At 70.8% G+C, this 19,510-nt stretch carries 18 protein-coding genes and 1 tRNA gene; 14 read left to right on the top strand and 5 right to left on the bottom strand.

The window, feature by feature from the left end; genetic code table 11:
• Positions 1–10: 10 nt before the first annotated feature.
• Together ACKUB9_RS14710 and ACKUB9_RS14705 are read right to left on the bottom strand one after the other, a co-directional pair.
• Positions 11–1,339: an Hsp70 family protein gene (locus tag ACKUB9_RS14710; protein ID WP_407524236.1), complete on the bottom strand. Its 1,329-nt coding sequence runs from the start codon at positions 1,337–1,339 to the stop codon at positions 11–13.
• A gap of 60 nt (positions 1,340–1,399) precedes the next feature.
• On the bottom strand, positions 1,400–2,032 hold the full coding sequence (locus ACKUB9_RS14705) for a uracil-DNA glycosylase family protein (RefSeq protein ID WP_407524234.1): 633 nt from the start codon (positions 2,030–2,032) through the stop codon (positions 1,400–1,402).
• Between the two features lie 546 nt (positions 2,033–2,578).
• On the opposite strand from ACKUB9_RS14705, the gene ACKUB9_RS14700 reads away from it, so the two are divergent.
• Positions 2,579–4,753: a TonB-dependent receptor gene (locus ACKUB9_RS14700; RefSeq protein WP_407524232.1), complete on the top strand. Its 2,175-nt coding sequence runs from the start codon at positions 2,579–2,581 to the stop codon at positions 4,751–4,753.
• A gap of 166 nt (positions 4,754–4,919) precedes the next feature.
• Here the strand turns inward: ACKUB9_RS14700 and ACKUB9_RS14695 are convergent, their stop codons facing one another.
• Both ACKUB9_RS14695 and ACKUB9_RS14690 read right to left on the bottom strand, forming a co-directional pair.
• Positions 4,920–7,124: a xanthine dehydrogenase family protein molybdopterin-binding subunit gene (locus ACKUB9_RS14695; RefSeq protein ID WP_407524230.1), complete on the bottom strand. Its 2,205-nt coding sequence runs from the start codon at positions 7,122–7,124 to the stop codon at positions 4,920–4,922.
• A gap of 125 nt (positions 7,125–7,249) precedes the next feature.
• Positions 7,250–7,705 carry a (2Fe-2S)-binding protein gene (locus ACKUB9_RS14690; protein ID WP_407524228.1) on the bottom strand — a complete coding sequence of 152 codons (456 nt, stop codon included), beginning with the start codon at positions 7,703–7,705 and terminating at the stop codon, positions 7,250–7,252.
• Positions 7,706–7,979: 274 nt separating this feature from the next.
• Between ACKUB9_RS14690 and ACKUB9_RS14685 the strand changes: the two genes are divergently transcribed.
• From ACKUB9_RS14685 to ACKUB9_RS14625, 13 genes are all read left to right on the top strand, one after another.
• Positions 7,980–9,521: a sensor histidine kinase gene (locus ACKUB9_RS14685; protein WP_407524226.1), complete on the top strand. Its 1,542-nt coding sequence runs from the start codon at positions 7,980–7,982 to the stop codon at positions 9,519–9,521.
• Between the two features lie 172 nt (positions 9,522–9,693).
• A complete protein-coding gene (locus ACKUB9_RS14680; protein ID WP_407524224.1) occupies positions 9,694–10,896 on the top strand; it encodes a pyridoxal phosphate-dependent aminotransferase in 1,203 nt (400 codons plus the stop codon).
• A gap of 135 nt (positions 10,897–11,031) precedes the next feature.
• Positions 11,032–11,105 (top strand) — tRNA-Gln (locus ACKUB9_RS14675).
• A gap of 346 nt (positions 11,106–11,451) precedes the next feature.
• On the top strand, positions 11,452–11,991 hold the full coding sequence (locus ACKUB9_RS14670) for a MarR family winged helix-turn-helix transcriptional regulator (protein WP_407524222.1): 540 nt from the start codon (positions 11,452–11,454) through the stop codon (positions 11,989–11,991).
• 148 nt (positions 11,992–12,139) lie between these two features.
• Positions 12,140–12,661 (top strand): flavin reductase family protein, encoded by a 522-nt coding sequence (locus tag ACKUB9_RS14665; protein WP_407524220.1) that lies wholly within the window; start codon positions 12,140–12,142, stop codon positions 12,659–12,661.
• 88 nt (positions 12,662–12,749) lie between these two features.
• Complete coding sequence (locus tag ACKUB9_RS14660; RefSeq protein ID WP_407524218.1) at positions 12,750–14,222, top strand: 4-hydroxyphenylacetate 3-hydroxylase family protein; 1,473 nt, start codon at positions 12,750–12,752, stop codon at positions 14,220–14,222.
• A gap of 41 nt (positions 14,223–14,263) precedes the next feature.
• Positions 14,264–14,644: a cupin domain-containing protein gene (locus ACKUB9_RS14655; RefSeq protein WP_407524216.1), complete on the top strand. Its 381-nt coding sequence runs from the start codon at positions 14,264–14,266 to the stop codon at positions 14,642–14,644.
• A 61-nt stretch (positions 14,645–14,705) separates the two neighbouring features.
• Positions 14,706–15,578 carry a branched-chain amino acid ABC transporter permease gene (locus ACKUB9_RS14650; RefSeq protein ID WP_407524214.1) on the top strand — a complete coding sequence of 291 codons (873 nt, stop codon included), beginning with the start codon at positions 14,706–14,708 and terminating at the stop codon, positions 15,576–15,578.
• Positions 15,578–16,471: a branched-chain amino acid ABC transporter permease gene (locus ACKUB9_RS14645; RefSeq protein WP_407524212.1), complete on the top strand. Its 894-nt coding sequence runs from the start codon at positions 15,578–15,580 to the stop codon at positions 16,469–16,471. The genes ACKUB9_RS14650 and ACKUB9_RS14645 overlap by 1 nt, the downstream gene beginning before the upstream one ends.
• Positions 16,468–17,223 carry an ABC transporter ATP-binding protein gene (locus ACKUB9_RS14640; protein ID WP_407524210.1) on the top strand — a complete coding sequence of 252 codons (756 nt, stop codon included), beginning with the start codon at positions 16,468–16,470 and terminating at the stop codon, positions 17,221–17,223. Before ACKUB9_RS14645 ends, ACKUB9_RS14640 begins: the two co-directional genes overlap by 4 nt.
• Entirely contained in the window at positions 17,223–17,699 is a 477-nt protein-coding gene (locus ACKUB9_RS14635; protein WP_407524209.1) for an ABC transporter ATP-binding protein, read from the top strand. Before ACKUB9_RS14640 ends, ACKUB9_RS14635 begins: the two co-directional genes overlap by 1 nt.
• The gene (locus ACKUB9_RS14630) at positions 17,699–18,028 is read left to right on the top strand and encodes an ATP-binding cassette domain-containing protein (RefSeq protein WP_407524207.1); all 330 of its coding nucleotides are present in this window, start codon (positions 17,699–17,701) and stop codon (positions 18,026–18,028) included. Before ACKUB9_RS14635 ends, ACKUB9_RS14630 begins: the two co-directional genes overlap by 1 nt.
• A complete protein-coding gene (locus tag ACKUB9_RS14625; protein ID WP_407524205.1) occupies positions 18,028–19,206 on the top strand; it encodes an ABC transporter substrate-binding protein in 1,179 nt (392 codons plus the stop codon). Before ACKUB9_RS14630 ends, ACKUB9_RS14625 begins: the two co-directional genes overlap by 1 nt.
• 76 nt (positions 19,207–19,282) lie before the next feature.
• On the opposite strand, the gene ACKUB9_RS14620 is transcribed toward ACKUB9_RS14625, so the two are convergent.
• Entirely contained in the window at positions 19,283–19,459 is a 177-nt protein-coding gene (locus ACKUB9_RS14620; RefSeq protein ID WP_407524203.1) for a hypothetical protein, read from the bottom strand.
• Positions 19,460–19,510 lie beyond the last annotated feature (51 nt).

Genomic DNA, 19,510 nt, shown 5'->3' with positions numbered 1-19,510 from the left:
GCGGGCCGTCCTACGCGGCCTCGGCCGCCCAGCGGCCGGCATCCGGCTGCCGGCCGATCAGCGCGAGGCCGTGCGCGATCGACTCGAACTGGTCCGACGTCGCCACGCGCTCCGCGCCGAAGCGCTCCACGAACAGGGCGCGGATCGCCGGGACGAAGGACGTCCCCCCGGTGAGGAAGACCTGATCGATGGCCCCGGGCGCCAGCCCGGCCGCTGCCAGCGCCTGATCCACCGCCCCGGCGATCCGCGCGATGTCCGGTGCGATCAGGGCGTCGAACGCCGCCCGGGTGAGCGTGCCGGTCACCTCCACGTCGGTCCCCTCGCCCCGGAAGGCGAGGTCGGCGCTCGGCGCCCCCGAGAGCGCGACCTTCGTGGCCGAGACCGCTTGGTAGAGCGCGAAGCCGAGATCGTGCTCGATCAGCGTGATGAAGCGCTCCAGCGGCGCGGGGTCCAGTGCCACGCCCGCGAGCTCCCGCAATTCCTTGAGGTCGCCCGACCACTTCATCAGGGCGAGCTGGTGCCAGCGCGACAGGCTGGCGAAGTAGTGCGCCGGCAGCGGCAGGATCTTGTCCCCCATCGAGCGGTAGCTGCCGCCCTTGCCGAGATGCGGCGCGACGAGGTGATCGACGATGCGCGCGTCGAAGGTGTCGCCCGCGATGCCGAGCCCGCTGTGGCCGAGCGGCGTGGCGCCGAGGCGGCCGTCGGGCCCGCGCGCGAATCGCATCACCGAGAAATCGCTGGTGCCGCCGCCGAAATCCGCGATCAGCACCGTGGCCTCGGCCTCCAGGCGCCGGGCGTAGAAGAAGGCGGCGCCGACCGGCTCGTAGGCGTAGAGCGCCTCGCGCACGCCGAGCCGCGCGAAGGCTCCGGCGTAGCGGCGCATCGCCAGGGCCTCGTCCGGGTTGCGGCCGACGAACCGCACCGGCCGCCCGACCACCACCCGGCTCGCCGCGAGGTCGAGCCCGCCCGCATCCTGCACCAGCGTGCGCAGGAAGGCGGCGAGCAGGTCCTCGAAGGCGAAGCGATCGCGAAAGATCCGGGTCTCGCGAAAGGCGCCGCTCGCCGCGAAGCTCTTGAAGGACTGGATGAAGCGCAGGCCGAGATGCCCTTCGACGAAGGCCTCGACCGCGAAGGGCCCGCCCGCCATGCGGGTGCGGGCGCTCAGGCCACGGCCCTCCTGCCAGAAGGCGAGGGCGGAGAGGTAGACGGCGAGGTCCGCGTCGCCGTGGCGGAACCGCACGGCCTCGACGCGGCCGTCGGCGTCGGCGAGCGCCACCACGGTGTTGGTCGTGCCGAAATCGATCCCGATCGAGACGGGAGGGGGCTGCGGGCCGGGCATCGGGACCTGGGCTGACGGGACGGGGAGGGGCGCTGCTCCTCGGGCCGCGGCGCGCCGCCGTCAAGCCGCCGGGGGCGATCCGGCACGGAGCGCGCGTGCGACCTCCCGGCGCAGGACCGGCAGCAGCTCAGCCTCGAACCACGGATGGCGCCGCAGCCAGCCGCTGTTGCGCCAGGACGGGTGGGGCAGCGGCAGCACCCGCGGGTGCGACCCGGCCAGCAACTCGCGCCAGCGCGCCACCGTGCCGGTGAGCCCGTCGGGCGAGCGCCCGAGGTGCCAGTGCTGCGCGTAGAGGCCGATGACGAGGATCAGGTCGAGGTCCGGCAGGCCGGCGAAAAGCCGCGCCCGCCACGTCTCGGCGCATTCGCGCCGCGGCGGCAGATCCCCGCCCTGGGCGTCGTGGCCCGGGAAGCAGGCACCCATCGGCAGGATCGCGATTCGGGCGGGGTCGTAGAACGTGGCCTCGTCGAGGCCGAGCCATGCGCGCAGCCGGCGTCCGGACGCATCCTGGAACGGGAGGCCGCTGCGCCACGCACGGTGGCCCGGCGCCTGGCTCGCGATGCACAGCCGCGCGCTAGCGCTGCCCTGCACGATCGGACGCGGTGCCACGGGGAGGGGAGGGCCGTGAAGCGGCGCCTCCGCGCAGAGCCGGCAGGCGCGAATCGCCGCCGCGGTCTCGGTGAAATCGCTCATCGTCGGAATGTCCGGCGCATCGAAGCGTCCACGCGCCTTCGGCGGCACGGTTCCTTCGGCATGGATGTTTCGATCGCAAGCTTGAGCGTTCGCTTCCCGCGATCCTGACGAGAGGGTGTCGTTGCGGCGACCTCGGTGTGGGCCGCGCGCAGGCTCATGCGCGACAGCCAAGGCTGGTTCTCAACGCTGGAGGCGCTGCCCCTCCGCATCTGCAAGCCATCACGCCCGAGGCCACCTGCATCAACGACGCGGGACAAACCCGATCCATTCAGCCCGCAACAGTCTCGTGGGCGCGGAGATGCGAGGCACAAGTTCGTGGTTGATGGGCACTATTCAATCCTCTTCATTCGCTCATCGTCGCATTGTTCGAGGCAAGCATTCCAAATTTACCCTGGAATAATTCAAATAATCCTCTCAGTGTCTAATGATGTGGCCGTTTGATTTTCCCGCTCTGGCGTGGGATCTGCGTCAGCCTGAACTTTGAAAGCTTGGTGGAGTCATCGACACTCCAGGCTGCCGACCCTTCCCCTGGTAGAGCCCATCCTCATGCGCCAGACGCCGTATCGCCCCCTGCGCGGATCCCGTGCGGCCATCGTGGCTGCCGGCCTGTGGTTCGCGGCATCTGGCGCTGCGGCACGGGACGAAGATGGGGGCCGCGGGTCCGAGATCCGCCTCGACGAGATCTCGGTCGATGGGACGGCCACACCGCGCGGGGTGATGCCGGCCTATGCCGGCGGTCAGGTCGCCCAGGGCGGACGCCTCGGCCTGCTCGGCAACACCGAGACGAGGAAGTCGCCCTTCAGCGTGAGCAGCTACACCGAGAAATTCATTCGCGACCGTCAGGCGCGCACGGCCTCCGAGGCGCTCGCCCTCGATCCCTCGGTGCGCGCCACGCAGACGACGGGATCGCCCTTCGATTCGTTCTACATCCGCGGCTTCCCGGTCAACGAGGGGACGAGCGGCGAGTTCGCCTTCGACGGGGTCTACGGCGTCGCTCCCAGCTTCCGCGTCTTCACCGATTACGCCGAGCGCATCGAGGTCCTGAAGGGTCCCTCCGCCGCCCTCTCGGGCGTGGCGCCCAACGGCGGCGTCGGCGGCGTCATCAACATCGTCCCGAAGCGCGCCGGGGAGGATCTGACCCGCTTCACCCTCGATTACGGCTCGGCCGCCCGCGGCGGCGGCCAGTTCGACGTGGCCCGGCGCTCCGGCCCGAACCGGGAATGGGGCGCGCGCGTCGTCGGCAGCCTGCGCGGCGGCGACACGCCGGTCGACCGCCAATCCGAGACGACGGGCGTCGGGGCGCTCGCGCTCGACTACCAGGGCGAGCGGTTCCGGGCGTGGCTCTACCTGCTGGCACAGACCGACCGCTTCACCGCGCCGCTGCGCCCGTTCCTGCTGCGGGCCGGCGTTCCCGTCCCGCGGGCGCCCGACGGCCGTCTGACCATCACCCAGCCCTGGGAATACGCGAACGTCGACGATCGCGGCAGCCTGCTGCGGCTGGAATACGACCTCACCGATCAGGTCACGCTGTTCGGCAATGCCGGCGGCTCGCAGACCGGCGTGGAGCGCTATTTTTCCTCCGCCCCGACGATCACCAACCTGCGCGGCGACACCACCACGACCCCGCAATTCTACAGCCTCGGTGTCGATCGCACCACGGTCGACGGTGGGGTGCGGGCCGGATTCGACACCGGCTTCGTCCGCCACGCCCTCGTGATGCAGGCGTCCCGCTACAGCGAGGACACGGCCCGCCGCTTCCCGCCCGGCAACGGCACCTACCTGTCGAACATCTACAACCCGGTTCTGGCGCCCATCATCGCGCCCACCGTGATCGCCTCGCGCCCGCGCCTCTCCGACAGCACGCTGACCGGATTGTCCATCGCCGACACGATGTCGGTGTTCGACGAGCGCATCCTCCTCACCCTCGGCGTACGCCGCCAGGGCATCGAGGCCCACAACTACGTCTCGAACGTCGGCACGCTGGCCTCGTCCTACGACCGGAGCGCGACGAGCCCGCTGGTGGGGATCGTCGTGCGGCTCTGGGAGACCGTCTCGTTCTTCGGCAACTACATCGAGGGCCTGAGCCGCGGCGACGTCGCCCCGGCCACGGCGACCAATTCCGGCGAGATCCTGGCGCCCTACGTCGCCCATCAGGTCGAGGCCGGCGTGAAGGTGGATTGGGGCACGCTCGGCACCACGTTCAGCGCCTTCCAGATCACCCGGCCGATCGGGGAGCTCAGCCCCCAGGCCCGCTTCGCGGAGACCGGCGAGCAGCGGGTCGGCGGGCTCGAATTCAGCGTCTACGGCGAGATCACCCCGCAGGTCCGGGTCCTCGGCGGCCTGACGCTGCTCGACGGCGTGCTGACGAGGACGGCCGTGGCCGCCAATGTCGGCAACACGCCGATCGGGGTGCCGCGCGTGCAGCTCAACCTCGGTGCCGAATGGGATCTGCCCTGGGTGCCGGGCCTCACCCTGAACGGCGCCGTCATCTACACCGGCCGCCAGTTCATCGACACCGCCAACACGCAGGCGCTGCCGGACTGGGCGCGCCTCGATCTCGGCCTGCGCTACACCACCCTGATCGAGGGGCGCCGGACGACGGTCCGCGCCACCGTGCTGAACGTGACCGGGACGAATTACTGGACCGGCGTGGCCTCGTTCGGCACGTTCTTCCAGGGCGCTCCCCGCACCTACCTCCTGTCGATGTCGGTCGACCTGTGACCGGCCCTCGGCGGGGCGGTCACGACGGACCTCGGCCGAAGCGAGATCTCCGTTCGGCCGGACCGGACAAAAAAAGAAGCGCGGCGGGGGCCGCGCTCTGGGAGGTGTCGAAACGTCTGGAGTGGCCCCTGTCTCGCACGAAGCGGGTCAGCGTGGCCGTGCGCTGTCACACACCGCGCAACGCCGCGAGGTCGAGGGGCAGCGAGCGCAGCCGCTGGCCGGTGGCCGCGAAGATCGCGTTCGCGATCGCGGGCGCCAGCACCGGCACGCCCGGCTCGCCGATGCCGGTCGGCGCCGTGGTCGAGGGCACGATGTGGACCTCCACCACCGGCATCTCGCTCATCCGGGTCGGCTCGTAGGCGTCGAAATTCGTCTCCTGCACCGCCCCGTCCTTGAAGGTGATGCGGTTGCGCAGCACCGCCGAGAGGGCGAAGCCGACCGCGCCCTCGACCTGTGCCCGGATCACGTCCGGGTTGACCGCCACGCCGACATCCACCGCCGCGACGATGCGCTTGACCGTCACCTTGCCGGCCTCGGCCGTGACGTCGGCCACCATCGCCACGTAGGAGCCGAAGGATTCGTGCGCGGCCACGCCGAGCCCCTGGCCGGGCTTGGATGGTCGCCCGGTCCAGCCCGCCTTCTCGGCCGCGAGCCGCAGGGCCGCCGAGAGCCGCGGCGCCTTCTGCAGCAGCGAGAGCCGGTACTCCACCGGATCCCGGCCGGCCGCGTGGGCGAGTTCGTCGATGAACACCTCCATCGCCTGCGCGGTGTGCGAGTGGCCGACCGAGCGCCACCACAGCACCGGGACCGCGTCGCGCACGTTGTGCACCTCGAAGCGATAGGCCGGCAGCGCGTAGGGCGTGTCCGCCGCACCCTCGACGGTGGTCGCGTCGACCCCGTCCTTGACCATCATCGCCTCCATCGGCGTGCCGATCAGGATCGACTTGCCGACGATGCTGTGCTCCCAGCCGGTGATCCCGCCCTTGGCGTCGAGCCCGGCGCGGATGCGGTGGTAGGCTGCCGGCCGGTAATAGCCGCCGGTGATGTCGTCCTCGCGGGTCCAGACGAGGTGGATGGGGTTCTTCTCCCCCGTCGCCTTCAGCACCGCGGCGGCCTCCGCAATGTAGTCGGCCGAGGAGGTCGCCCGCCGCCCGAACGAGCCGCCGGCCCAGAGCGTGGTGATGCGGATCTTGTCCGGCGTGGTGCCGAGGATCTGCGCCGTCACCGCCTGCTCGATGGTCTGGAACTGCGAACCGGCATGAATCAGGTAGCCGTCCGCCGTCTTCTCGATGGTGGCGTTGAGGGGCTCCATCGGGGCGTGCGCCAGGAACGGGAAGCTGAACTCCGCCTCCAGCACCTTCGCGGCGCCCTTGATGCCGGCGGCGGCATCGCCCTGGCGCGCCGCCACGAGGCCGGGCTTGGCGGCCATCGCCTTGTAGGCGGCGGCCTGCGCCTCGGAGGAGCGGGTCTCGGCGCCCGCCTCGTCCCAGGTGAGCGCCAGCGCCTCGCGGCCCTTCATGGCCGACCACGTGTCGCGGGCGACCACGGCGACGCCGCTCGGGATCCGCACAACGTCGACCACGCCCCGGACCTTGCGGGCCGCCGCGTCGTCCACGCTCTTCAGCGTCGCGCCGAAGCGCGGTGCGCGCGCCACCACGGCGGTGAGCTGGTTCGGCCGGCGCACGTCGAGGGCGTAGATCGCGCGGCCCGTGGTCTTGTCCGCCGAATCGAGGCGCGGCAGCGCTGTGCCGATCAGCCGCCACTCGCCCGGCTCCTTCAGGCGCGGGTTGTCCGGCACCGGCTGCGCGGCGGCGGCCGCCGCGAAGGCGCCGAAGCGGGATTCCTTGCCCGTGCGGGCGTGGCGCAGCACGCCCTTCTCCACCGTGATTTCGCCGGCCGGCACCTTCCACTCGGCGGCGGCGGCGGCCACCAGCATGGCGCGGGCGGCGGCCCCCGCCTTGCGCAGCTGGACCCAGGAATTGGCCACCGCGGTCGAGCCGCCGGTGCCCTGGATCGGCCCGAAGGCGAGGTTGGCGTAGAGGGCGGCGTCGGCGGGCGCGAAGGCGGCGCGCATCTGGCCCCAATCGGCGTCGAGCTCCTCGGCCACGATGGTGGCGAGCCCGGTCGTGTTGCCCTGGCCCATGTCGAGGTGCTTGATCAGCACCGTGACGCTGTCGTCCGCACCGATGCGCACGAAGGCGTTGGGCTGGGTCGGCACCTTCGAGAAGTCGGGCGCGCCGGCGGCGCGGGCGGTCGTGCCGGGCAGGTCGAGGTGGAAGCCGACCACCAGGGCGCCGCCCACGGAGGCGGCCCCGGCCAGGAAGGCGCGGCGGGAGGAAACGGGAGCGCGGGCGCGCAGGGCGTGGAACATGGGCGGCCTCCGGCTGACGCATCCTTCGCCTGCGGCGGTCACCGGACCGGCGGCGCGGCGGATGCGGAATCAAGAACCTGTGGGAACGGTCCGGGGCGGCGGGACCCGCCCGGTCTGGTTCCCGCTCAGGCGAGGGAGCGGGCGGCGTCGTGGACCGCCGCCTTGATGCGCTGATAGGTGCCGCAGCGGCAGATGTTGCCGTCGAGCGCGCTGGCGATGTCCGCGTCGCTCGGGGCCTTGTTCTCGGACAGGAGCCCGATCGCCGACATGATCTGGCCGGACTGGCAGTAGCCGCACTGCACCACGTCGAGCTTGCGCCACGCGGCCTGGACCGCCTCCGCGACCTGGCCCGAGACCCCCTCGATGGTGGTGATCTTGGCCTCGGCCACGTCGCCGATGCGGGTCTGGCAGGCGCGGGCGGGCTGCCCGTCGATGTGCACCGTGCAGGCGCCGCACTGGGCGATGCCGCAGCCGTACTTGGTGCCGGTCAGGTTGAGGTGATCGCGGATCGCCCAGAGGAGCGGCATGTCGGGGTCGGCATCGACCTCGTGGGTTCTGCCATTGACGGTCAGCTTCGGCATCGCGGTCTCCGACGAGAGGCGGGGCGACAGGCTGGAGCTGTTCCAGCCTCCCAGGGTGTGGCGCGACACCTGCCACCGGCGCAAGCGGTGCCGGTGTGCGCTGCCGCACATCCAACTCGCGCCCGCTGCACCGCGTCGGCGGCGATCCCGCGCAATTCGCGCGGTCAGGTCAGGGCAACCTTAATGATTTTCCGCAACGCTCCGGCTCCCACCCGCCTGATCTGAGCCCCGCGAGACCCGCGGCGGTGCCCAGGGAGCCGCGCGACCTCACCCCATGTCCGAACTCACGGCGCAGATGGTGCAGCGGGGGCGCGGCCCGACCGCCGAGGAGGCGGCCCGGCGCCGGCAGCGGGCGCGCGACGTGCGCTCGGTGCGCGAGCGGCTGACCTCCTCGATCGGGCTCGAGCGGGCCTTCGACTACGAACTCCTGCGCATCTTCGCGCAGTACCGGGTCGGCGCGCTCCTGCCGCTGGTCCTCCTGGCGCTCTCCATCGGGGCGGCCTCGGTGTTCTGGGCACCGGTCCTGTGGAGCGGCCTGTGGTGCGGCGGCGTCATCCTCGCCACGGGGGTGGGCACCGCGCTCTCCCGCGGGTTCCTGCGCGAGGATCCGGAGGCGCTCTCGCTGCCGGCCGCGCGGCGGCGGGCGGTGATCGGCGAGGTGCTGCGCGGCGTCGCCTGGGCGATGCTGGTGCTGGTGCTTCTCTCGGTGGACGCGCCGAACGCGCGCGCCTTCGTGCTGTTCGTCATGGTCATCGTGGCGGCCGTCACCACGATGCTCGCCGCCACGGTGCCGCTCGCGGCGCTGGCCGGCCTCGTGCCGCTCACCCTCGCCACGCTCTGCGTCCTCGTCGAGACGCGGACGATGGAAGCGGCGCTGCTGGTCCTGATGGCGGTGGGCGCCCAGCTCTTCTTCCTCGTGCTGGCCCGCCACCTCTTCGCCTCGACGGTGGCGGCCCTGCAGTCGCGGGCCGAGAAGGACGCGATCTTCGGCGAATTGGAACAGGCCAAGGCCAATTCGGACGAGGCGCGGCGGCGCGCCGAGGAGGCGAATCTCGCCAAGTCCCGCTTCCTCGCCACCATGAGCCACGAGCTGCGCACGCCGCTCAACGCCATCCTGGGTTTCTCGGAGGTGATGAAGAACGAGGTCTTCGGCCCGCACGCCGCCCCCTCCTACCAGGAATACTCCACCGACATCCACGACAGCGGCCTGCACCTGCTCAACCTGATCAACGAGATCCTCGACCTCTCGCGCATCGAGGCCGGTCGCTACGAGCTGAACGAGGAGGCGGTGGCCCTCGCCTACGTGGTGGAGGAGTGCCGCCACATGATGACCCTGCGCGCCCGGGCCAAGAACCAGACCTTCCGGGAGATGGTCGACCCCTCGCTGCCGCGGCTGTGGGCCGACGAGCGGGCGATGCGGCAGGTGGTGCTCAACATCCTGTCGAACGCGATCAAGTTCACGCCGCCGGGCGGCGAGATCACCATCAAGGTCGGCTGGACCTCGTCGGGCGGGCAGTACGTGAGCATCCGCGACACCGGCCCGGGCATCCCGGAGGACGAGATCCCCACCGTGATGTCGTCCTTCGGCCGCGGCTCGCTGGCGATCAAGACCGCCGAGCAGGGCTCGGGGCTCGGCCTGCCCATCGTGAAGGGCCTCGTCGACCTGCACGGCGGCGGCTTCCAGCTCAAGTCGAAGCCCCGCGAGGGCACCGAGGTGATCGTCACCCTGCCGGCCGCCCGGGTCATGGACGCGCTCGGTGCCGTCGACGTGGCGGGCGAGGACAAGCCGCCGGGCCGCCCCGCGCGCGCCGCCTGACGCGCCGCCGCCGCTTGCCCTGACCCTTGCCCTGACCCTTGCCCTGACCCTCGCCCTGCCGCTTGCCCCGTCCGGTGCCCGGGACTAGGGTCCGCGCCGCTTGACGAACCGGCCGGAATCGTTCCCGGCCGCCCTGCCGAGCGGCAGGTTCTTCCTGAAGGTGGAGTGTCCCATGGGCTTTCTGGCCGACGCCCTCTCGCGCGTGAAGCCGTCCGCGACCATCATGATGACCCAGAAGGCGCGGGACCTGAAAGCGCAGGGGCGCGACGTCATCAGCCTGTCGGTCGGCGAGCCGGATTTCGACACGCCCGACCACATCAAGCAGGCGGCCGTGGAGGCGATCGGGCGCGGCGAGACCAAGTACCCGCCGGTCTCCGGCATCGTGCCGCTGCGCGAGGCGATCGCCCGCAAGTTTAAGCGCGAGAACGGCCTCGACTACAAGCCCTCGCAGACGATCGTCGGCACGGGCGGCAAGCAGGTCATCTACAACGCGCTCCTCGCCACCCTGAACCCGGGGGACGAGGTGGTGATCCCGCGGCCCTACTGGGTCTCCTACCCGGAGATGGTGGGCCTGTGCGGCGGCACGCCGGTCTTTGCCGACACCACGATGGAGAACGACTTCAAGCTGCAGCCCGAGGAGCTGGAGCGCGCGATCACGCCCAAGACCAAGTGGCTGATCCTGAACTCGCCCTCGAACCCCTCGGGCGCCGCCTACGCGCACGCCGAGATGAAGCGGATCACCGACGTGCTGATGCGGCATCCGCACGTCTGGGTGCTCACCGACGACATGTACGAGCACCTCTGCTACGGCGACTTCACCTTCGTGACGCCCGCCCAGGTGGAGCCAGGCCTCTACGAGCGCACGCTGACCATGAACGGCGTCTCGAAGGCCTACGCGATGACCGGCTGGCGCATCGGCTACGCGGCCGGCCCCGAGCCCCTGATCAAGGCGATGGACTTCGTCCAGGGCCAGCAGACTTCGGGCGCCGCGACGATCTCGCAATGGGCGGCGGTGGCGGCCCTCGACGGCCCGCAGGAGCACCTGGCGCGCTTCCGCGCCGCCTTCCAGACCCGCCGCGACCTCGTGGTCTCGATGCTCAACCAGACCAACGGCCTGCGCTGCCCGATGCCGGAGGGCGCCTTCTACGTCTACCCGTCCTGCGCCGACCTCATCGGGCGCCGTACGCCCGACGGCACGGTGATCGAGACCGACGAGGACTTCGTCACGGCGCTCCTGGAGAGCGAGGGCGTGGCGGCGGTCCATGGCTCCGCCTTCGGCCTCGGTCCCAACCTGCGCATCTCCTACGCCACCTCGAACCAAGTGCTGGAGGAGGCCTGCACCCGCATCCAGCGCTTCTGCGGCGCCCTGCGCTGAGCGGCACTCCCCGGGACAGGGCCTCAAGGAATCCCTTGACCGTCCCGGCGAACCGTCCTATCTGCACCGCACCCGAGGCGGCCGCATGACGGTCCGCCCGTCGGTTGGGATGCCAGCGACACCGCGGCGTCCTGATGGGGGATAGTTTAACGGTAGAACAGCGGACTCTGACTCCGTTAGTCGTGGTTCGAATCCACGTCCCCCAGCCATCCGCTATCAGCGTTACTTCCCTTTTCATCACAGAACGGATTGTGACGATCGGCGCGCGGTCGGGACCTTTCGTTTCTGCTTCGCTTTTGCGAATGGCGTTCTCCGCCAGGACGGCATCGCGCTTGAGGCGGTGAGCGTCGAGGATCGAACGCAGTCCCGAAGTGAACCGCCGACGTGAACCACCCCGGGATTTCCCGGAAGCTCCACCTCTCGAGGGGATGGAGCCATGACGCAGCGAACTCCCGTTGACCTGAGGGCGATGCCGCGGCCCGGAGTCCGCGGCGATTGACAGGGCGGGGGGATGAGGCGACCTCAAGCCCGGCGAAGCCGCGCCGGGGAGCTTTCGTGTCCGCATACTCCGTCTCCAAGCCCGAGCTGATGCCGGGCCAGAACGACACCGAGTTCCGAGCCTTCATCCAGAACTTCCTCGCCTTCAGCGCCCGCGTGGCCCAGTGCCGGGCCGGGTTCGGGTCGCAGATCGGTTTGTCCGGCGTCGCCTACACGACGCTGATCTCGATCGCCCATCTGGAAGGGGAGGAGGGGGTCGGCGTCAGCCGGCTCGCCGAGCACCTGCACCTGTCGGGCGCCTTCGTCACCATCGAGGTCAACAAGCTCGTCACCGAGGATCTGGTGGCGAAGCGCCGGCACGAGCGCGACCGGCGCCGGGTGCTGCTGAGCATCACCGACGAGGGGCGCCGCCGCCTCGCCGGCCTGCGCCCGGTCCTCGCCCCCGTCAACGATGCCCTGTTCGACTGCCTGAGCGCGGAGGAATTCCGGATTCTCGCCGGCCTGATGGCCCGCCTGGTGCCGTGCGGGGACAAGGCCACCGCCCTGCTGGAGGCGCTGACCGAGCCGGGCAGGCGCGCCGCCCCGGCGGCCGGGTAGCGGCCGCACCTCCTCCAAGGCCGCACCCGCCCGAGGCGGCGCTCGATCAGGCAGCGCGCTCGATCCGCAGGCAATCTTCGCCGAAAGAAAAGGCTTGCCTGATCTCCGAAGATAGCTTTGTATCAAAGCTATCTCGCGGGGACGGGCGATGGCCTTCGATCAGCGCGCATTCCGGTCTGCCTTGTCGCAATTCGCCACCGGCGTCGCCGTCATCACGGCGCGGGGCGGCGACGGCGAGGCGATCGGGCTCACCATGAGTTCGTTCAACTCCGTCTCGCTCGACCCGCCGCTGATCCTGTTCAGCGTCGACCGCCGGGCGCACAGCCTGCCGGCGATGCGCGAGGCGGCGGGCTACGCCGTCAACATCCTCAGCCGGTCGCAGGAAACCCTGTCGAACCAGTTCGCTCGCTCGTTGAGCGACAAGTGGAGCGCGGTCGAGCACACCCTCGGCCACGCCGAGGCGCCGCTGCTCGCCGGGGCGCTGGCGCATTTCGAGTGCGAGCCTTTCGCCCGCCACGACGGCGGCGACCACGAGATCTTCCTCGGCCGCGTCGTGCGCTTCACCGCCCACGGCGACGCGCCGCCGCTCGTGTTCTTCCGCGGCCGCTACCACGGCGTCTGTGCGGGCGACGACCGCGCGCCCGCGTGGCCCCTGCCGATGCACTACTGAGCCGGACCGACCGGTTCCGTCTCTTCTCGCCACGTCTTCCGCCGAGGCGACGAAAGCTCCGGCGCACCATTCCGGGAAGGAAACGACCATGAAGACCGGAAGTCAGCACATCGCCTCGCTGAAGGACCGGCGGGCCCTCTACATCGACGGCCGGCGGGTGGAGGACGCCACGCGCCACCCGGCCTTCGCCCGCACGATCGCCTCGGTCGGCCGCCTGTTCGACTTCGCCAGCGACCCGGCGAATGCCGAACTGATGAGCTTCGGCACGCCGGAGGGCGGGCGTGCCAACCGCATCTGGCAATTGCCGGAGAGCTACGGCGACCTCGTGGCCCGCCGGCAGGGCCTTGAGGCCTGGACCGGGCTGCATGCCGGCTTCCTCGGCCGCGCTCCGGACCACGTCGCCTCCTGCATCGCCGGGATGGTCATGGGGCTCGACGTGTTCGAGGAATACGACCGGGACCGGGCGGGTGCGCTCGCCGACTACTACACCTATGCCCGCGACAACGACCTCTACCTCACCTACGTCATCATCAACCCGCAGGCCGACCGCTCCAAGAGCGCCGCGCAGCAGAAGGACGCCTTCCTGACCGCGGGCGTGGTCGACCAGGACGCCGCCGGCATCACGGTGCGCGGCGCCAAGATGCTCGCCACCGGCGGCATCATGGCCAACGAGGTGCTGGTCACCTGCATCCAGCCGCTCCAGCCCGGCGACGAGCCCTACGCGCTGTCCTTCGCCATCCCGATGGACACGCCCGGGCTGACGATCCTGTCGCGCAAATCCTACGAGGCGGCCGCGGCCCACGTCTTCGACAATCCGCTGTCGAGCCGCTTCGACGAGAACGACGCCGTCCTGTACTTCGACGACGTCAAGGTGCCGTGGGACCGTGTGTTCGTGTTCAAGAACATCGCGATGTGCCAGAAGCAGTTCCACGCGACGCCGGCCCACGTCTACCAGAACTACCAGGCGATGATCCGCCTGTCGGTGAAGGTGCGCTTCCTCATCGGGCTGGCCCACCGCACCGCCGAGATGAACGGGATCCTCGCCTTCCCGCAGGTGCGCGAGACCCTGGGCCAGCTCGCCGCCGAGGGCGGCATGATCGACGCGCTGGTGGCCGCGATGGAGGCCAAGGGCACGCAGAGGGGCCGCTACTTCGTCCCCGACCGCCACACCCTCTACGCGGCGCAGACCCTCACCCAGCAGCTCTACCCGAAGATCCTCAACACCCTGCGTGAGCTGGCCGGCGGCGGCCTCATCATGCTGCCGTCCTCGGTCGAGGACTTCGCCAACCCCGACATCGCCGCCTTGATCGGGAAGACGCAGCAATCCCCGGCCGCCACCGCCGAAGACCGGGTCAAGTTCTACAAGCTCGCCTGGGACGCGGTCGGCTCGGAATTCGCCTCGCGCCATCAGCAGTACGAGATGTTCTACGCCGGCGCGACCTTCGTCACCAAGGGCCACTCGTACCGCACCTACGACTGGGCGGCGGCCGGCGCCCTCGTGACCGGCATGCTCGGCAGCTACGACCTCGGCCGCGAGCTGCAGGCCGCCCGCGCCGCCTGAACCCCCTGCTTTTCCCCCATCGTTCCTCAAGGAGATGAGCCGTGGCCATCAACAAGGTGCACGACGAGTTCCGGGCCGTCGACATGACCGAGGGCTGGGAGGTGCCGCCGGGCTATCCCGCCGGCATCCGGCAGAAGATCCTGTCGGGCGCCCTCGACGAGGCGGGTCGGCGCGGCAGCCGCAGCCGGCTGCTGCGTTTCGAGCCCGGCGTGTTCACCACCGCGCCGTTCGTCCACCAATACTGGGAGGAGGTCTTCCTCGTCTCCGGCGACCTGACGGTCGGCAACGACGAGCAGGGCAACGGCGGCGAGGCGTTCAAGCCCTTCACCTATGCCTGCCGGCCCCCGGGCGCCTTCCACGGCCCGTTCAAGTCCGAGGGCGGCTGCCTCCTGTTCGAGCTTCATTACTTCGACCCGGTCTGAGCCGGCCGACGATGACCGCCCCTCCGCCTCACGCCGGTCCCGAGCCGAAGGTCCGACCCGCATGATCGCCCAGCAACTCGTCAACGGCCTGATGCTCGGCGCGATCTACGTCTTGGTGGCGGTCTCGTTCACGCTGTCGATCGGCATCCTGAACTTCCTCAATTTTTCGATTCCCGGCCTGTTCATGGTCGGCGGGATGGTGACCTGGATCCTGATCGGCAAGGGCCTGCACTGGAGCCTCGCGGTTCTGGGTGCGATCGCGGCGGCGGGGCTGGTGGCGCTCGCCGTCGAGCGGCTGTCCTACCGGCGCAGCCAGGCGCGCGAGCCCGAGGTGCCCCTCGTCAGTTCGCTGGGCTTCCTGGTCCTCCTGGAAAACCTCGCGCTCGTCGGCGCCGGGTCCGATCAGCAGGCCTTCCCGGCGCTGGTGCCCGACTTCAACCTGCGCATCGCCGGCCTCGTCATCGGCGGCGCCCAGCTCATCAGCCTCGCGGTCGCCCTGGCGCTCGTCGTGGCGATCTCCCTGGTGCTGTCGCGCACCAGCCTCGGCCGGCAGGTCCGCAGCATCGCCGAGAACCGCGAGACCGCGGTGATCCTCGGCATCGATGTCGGGCGGCTGGTGCCGGCGATCTTCCTCCTCAGCGCGGTGGTCACGGCGCTCGGCGGCGTGCTGTTCGCCCTCAACTACCTCCAAGTGTCGCCGTTCATGGGCGAGGGCGTCGGCTTCAAGGGCGTCGCCGCGATGATCCTCGGCGGCATGGGCAGCATCTGGGGCGCCGTCGTCGGCGGCCTGCTGATCGGCCTGACCGAGGTTCTGTCGATCACCTATCTGGGCGCCGACGTCGTCAACGTCACGGTCTACGGCCTGCTTCTCGCCGTGATGGTGCTGCGCCCGCAGGGCCTGTTCGGCCGTCCTCCGGCTCGGGAGAAGCTGTAATGACCGGCTACCAGTCCGGCCTTCTGGTCATCCTCTGCTTCAACGTGATCGCGGCCTACGCGGTCTATCTGCCGATGGCCGCCGGCCAGCTCAACCTCGGCGTCGCCGGCTTCATGGCGACCGGGGCCTACGCCGCCGCCTACCTTACCAACGAGGCCGGCTGGCCGATGGGCGCAGCGATTCCCGCCGGCGGCGCCTGCGCCGGCCTGCTCGCGCTGCTCGTGGCGGTGCCGATCCTGCGCACCCAGGGCATCTCCCTCGCCCTGGCGACCTTCGCCCTCGGGCAGGTGATCGCGGCGATCTTCCTCAACCTCGAAGTCGTCGGCGGCGCCGCCGGCTACACGGTGACGGCCTATGCCGGGCCCGGGGCCGTGTTCGCCGCGACCGCCGCGATCGTCGCCGCGGTGCTGCTGCTCTCGCGCACCCGCTTCGCCCTCTACCTCACGGCGATCAAGAGCGACCCGGTCGTGACCGACCTGATGGGCGTCGACGTCCGGGCGGTGCAGGTCGGCGCGCTCACCCTCGGGGCGGTGGTCGGCGGGCTCGGCGGCGGCCTCTACGGCCACCATTTCAGCTTCGTCGAGGCGCAGCATTTCAACGTCGCGCTGAGCATCTTCACGGTGCTGTACGTCCTGCTCGGCGGCGTCCAGACGGTGTGGGGGCCGCTCGTCGGCGCCGCCTTCTTCACCCTGCTTCCCGAGGTGCTGAGGGTCGGCGGCGGCTGGCGCTACGTCCTGTTCGCCCTCCTCATCATCGGCTTCATGGCCCTGCGGCCGCAGGGGCTGGTGACCGCCGGCGCCCGCTGGCCGGCGCGCCTGCGCGGGCGCGCCCTTCGCGCCGCCGGGCGCCCGGCCGCCGAGGCACGCCTGAGCACGGAGATCTCCGGATCATGACCGCGCTTCTCGCCATCGAGCATCTCTCGATCGCCTTCGGCGGCCTCCAGGTGCTGCAGGACCTCAGCTTCACCGTGCCCGAGGGCCAGGCGACGGCGCTGATCGGCCCCAACGGCGCCGGCAAGACCACCGTGTTCAACCTCGTGAGCGGCGTCTATGAACCGACCGCCGGGCGCATCCTGCTCGCCGGGCAGGACATCACCGCGCTGCCCTCGCGCCAGCGCATCCGGCACGGCATCGCGCGCAGCTTCCAGAACGTCCGGCTGATGGACCACCTGTCGGTGGTGGACAACCTGCTCGTCGGCCAGCACGCCACCACGCGCGGCCTGCGCGACCTCCTGGTGCCGTTCCGCCTCGTCCCCAATCACCGCTGGCGCCGCGAGGCGATCGATGCCCTCGCCGAGGCCGGGCTCGCGGCCTGCGCCGACGCGGCGGTGGGGGCTCTGCCCTACGGCCTGCGCAAGCGGATCGACCTCGTGCGCGCCACCCTGGCGGGGGCATCGCTGCTGATGCTCGACGAGCCCGCCGCCGGCCTCAACCCGACCGAGACCAACGCCCTGCGCGACCACCTCGCCCTGCTGCGCCGGCGCGGCGTCACGCTGCTCGTCGTCGAACACGACATGCAGTTCGTCGGCGAGGTCTGCGAGCACGTCGTGGTCCTCGATTTCGGCCAGAAACTCGCCGAGGGCACGCTGGCGCAGGTGCAGCGCGACGAGCGGGTGCGCGCGGCCTATCTGGGGCAGGCGGCCTGATGCGCACGCTCCTCGACATCGCCGGGCTCTCGGTCGCCTACGGCCACGTCACCGCGCTGCAGGACCTGTCGCTCGCCGTACCCGAGGGCGGAATCGTCGCCCTGCTCGGGGCCAACGGGGCCGGCAAGACCAGCCTGCTCAAGGCGGTCGCCGGGGTGGTGCGCCCGCGCAGCGGGCGGGTGGTCTTCGACGGCCGCGACATCACGGCGGCGGGCGTCCCCGCCCGGCTGGCCGGCGGCCTCGTGCTGGTGCCGGAGGGGCGCCGGATCCTGGTCTCGCTGACCACCGAGGAGAATCTTCTGGTCGGCGCCCATCTCCGGCGCGATCCCGACGGCGTGCGGCGCGACATCGCCGCGATCTACGAGCGGTTTCCGAATCTCGGCCGACGCCGCCAGATGGCGGCGTCCTGCCTCTCGGGCGGCGAGCAGCAGATGCTCGCGGTCGGGCGGGCGATGATCGCCCGGCCCGGCTGCTGATGCTCGACGAGCCGTCGCTGGGCCTGTCGCCGCTGTTCATCGGCCACCTGTTCGCGCTGATCCGCGAGCTCAACCGCGACGGGATCACGATCCTGCTCGTCGAGCAGAACACCGCCCAGGCCCTCGCCGTGGCCTACACGGCCGCCGTGCTGGAACTGGGGCGGATCGTGATGGCGGGCGACCCTGGGGAACTCGCCGACGATCCGCGCCTCGCCGAAGCCTATCTCGGCCGCACCGCGGGCGAGCCGGCCGCCCTGCACCGAGGCGCCGCGGCGGGCCCAGGTCATTCAACACACGGGCAAGTCGACCAACCAGAGAGGGCCGGGTGATGACAGTGACGGGCAAGTGGATCGGTGCGGCGGCCATGGCGGTTTGTCTGCTCGCGGCGCCGGGCGCCGGGGCGGCCGAGATCGTCCTCGGCTTCTCGATGGCGAAGACCGGTCCCTATGTGAGCCTCGCCAACACCAACGAGGTGGCGGTCGACATGGCGGTCGCCGAGATCAACGCAAAGGGCGGCGTCGGCGGCCACACCCTGCGGCTGGTCAAGTTCGACACCGGCGGCGACCCGAAGCAGGCCGCCCTCGCGGTCCGCCGCTTCGCCGAGGACGACAGGGCGTTGGCGGTCATCGGCCCGTTCAGTTCGAGCGAGGTCCGTGTCGCGTTCCCGGCCGGTGAGCGGCTCGGTATCGTGCAGATCTCGATGTCGTCCTCGGCGCCCAACCTGACCAAGGGCTTCTCCTACGCCTTCCGCAACACCCGCGACGAGGGCAAGGTCATCGATCAGGTCCTGGCGACGCTCAAGGACAAGAACCTGCCGCGCGCCAGCGGCGCCATCGCGTACGCCACCGACGACGTGGTGTCGAAGTCGATCGGCACGGCGGTCCTGCCGGGCCTGCTCGCGACGTACGAGATCCCGGTGAAGGGCAGCGTCGACTTCCAGTACAACGCCTTCGACCTGTCGCCGCAGGTCTCGCGCCTCGCTCAGATGCAGGCGGACGTCATCGGGCTCGGCGCCCCGCCCGAGGCGGCGGTGAACCTCTCCAAGGAGATGAAGCGCCAGGGCGTGAAGGGCCGCCTCATCGGCGGCACCACGATCGCCGACCCGGAGCTGCCGCGGCGCATGGAGGGCGCGGGCGAGACCCTGACCATCGGGACGACCTTCTTCACCCCGCTGAATGCCCGCACGCAGGCCTTCGCCAAGGAGTTCGGCCAGCGGACGAAGGCTGCCGGCATCGCCCGCCACGAGCCGAACCAGCAGGACGCCGCCGCCTACGACATCGTCTACCTGATCGCCGAGGCGGCCTCGCGCGCCAAGGTGACGGCCGAACCGGGCAAGCTCGCCGCCGAGCGCACGGCCGTCCGGGACGCCCTGGCGTCGCTGAAGGACTTCGATGCGCTGGAGGGCAGCATCTCGTTCGGCGAGGAGCGCGACGCGATCAAGCCGATCTACGTCGTTGAGGTGAAAGGCAGCGAGTGGGCGCTGCTCGACACCCGCAAGGCCGATTAGAGTATTGTCCGACGACGTGGATACCCCTCGCGCGCGCTTTTCGGGAGCACTCCGCGGCGGACCTCGCCGAGGCCGCTCAGCGGGATCGCGCGCCGGTGGGTCGGGACGGCACGGGCCGCATCTCCAGATCGTCGTTGCCGTCCCGGCGCGCCCGACCGGTCCGTCTGTCGACCTCAAGCTCGAACAGGCGGTGCTCGACGGATGGATCGCCGCCGCACCGGGCGTCGTGCTTCTCGGAGAAGCCGACCTCCACGATCCGGTCGGTGCCGCCTTGACGCCCGAGGGAGTGGTGGACGCCTGAGCC

Origin of the sequence: Methylobacterium oryzisoli, from assembly GCF_046557895.1 — a bacterium.
GTDB lineage: Bacteria > Pseudomonadota > Alphaproteobacteria > Rhizobiales > Beijerinckiaceae > Methylobacterium > Methylobacterium oryzisoli.
Note: the sequence above shows the minus strand (reverse complement) of the source record. Positions and strands in the feature narration are given on the sequence as shown.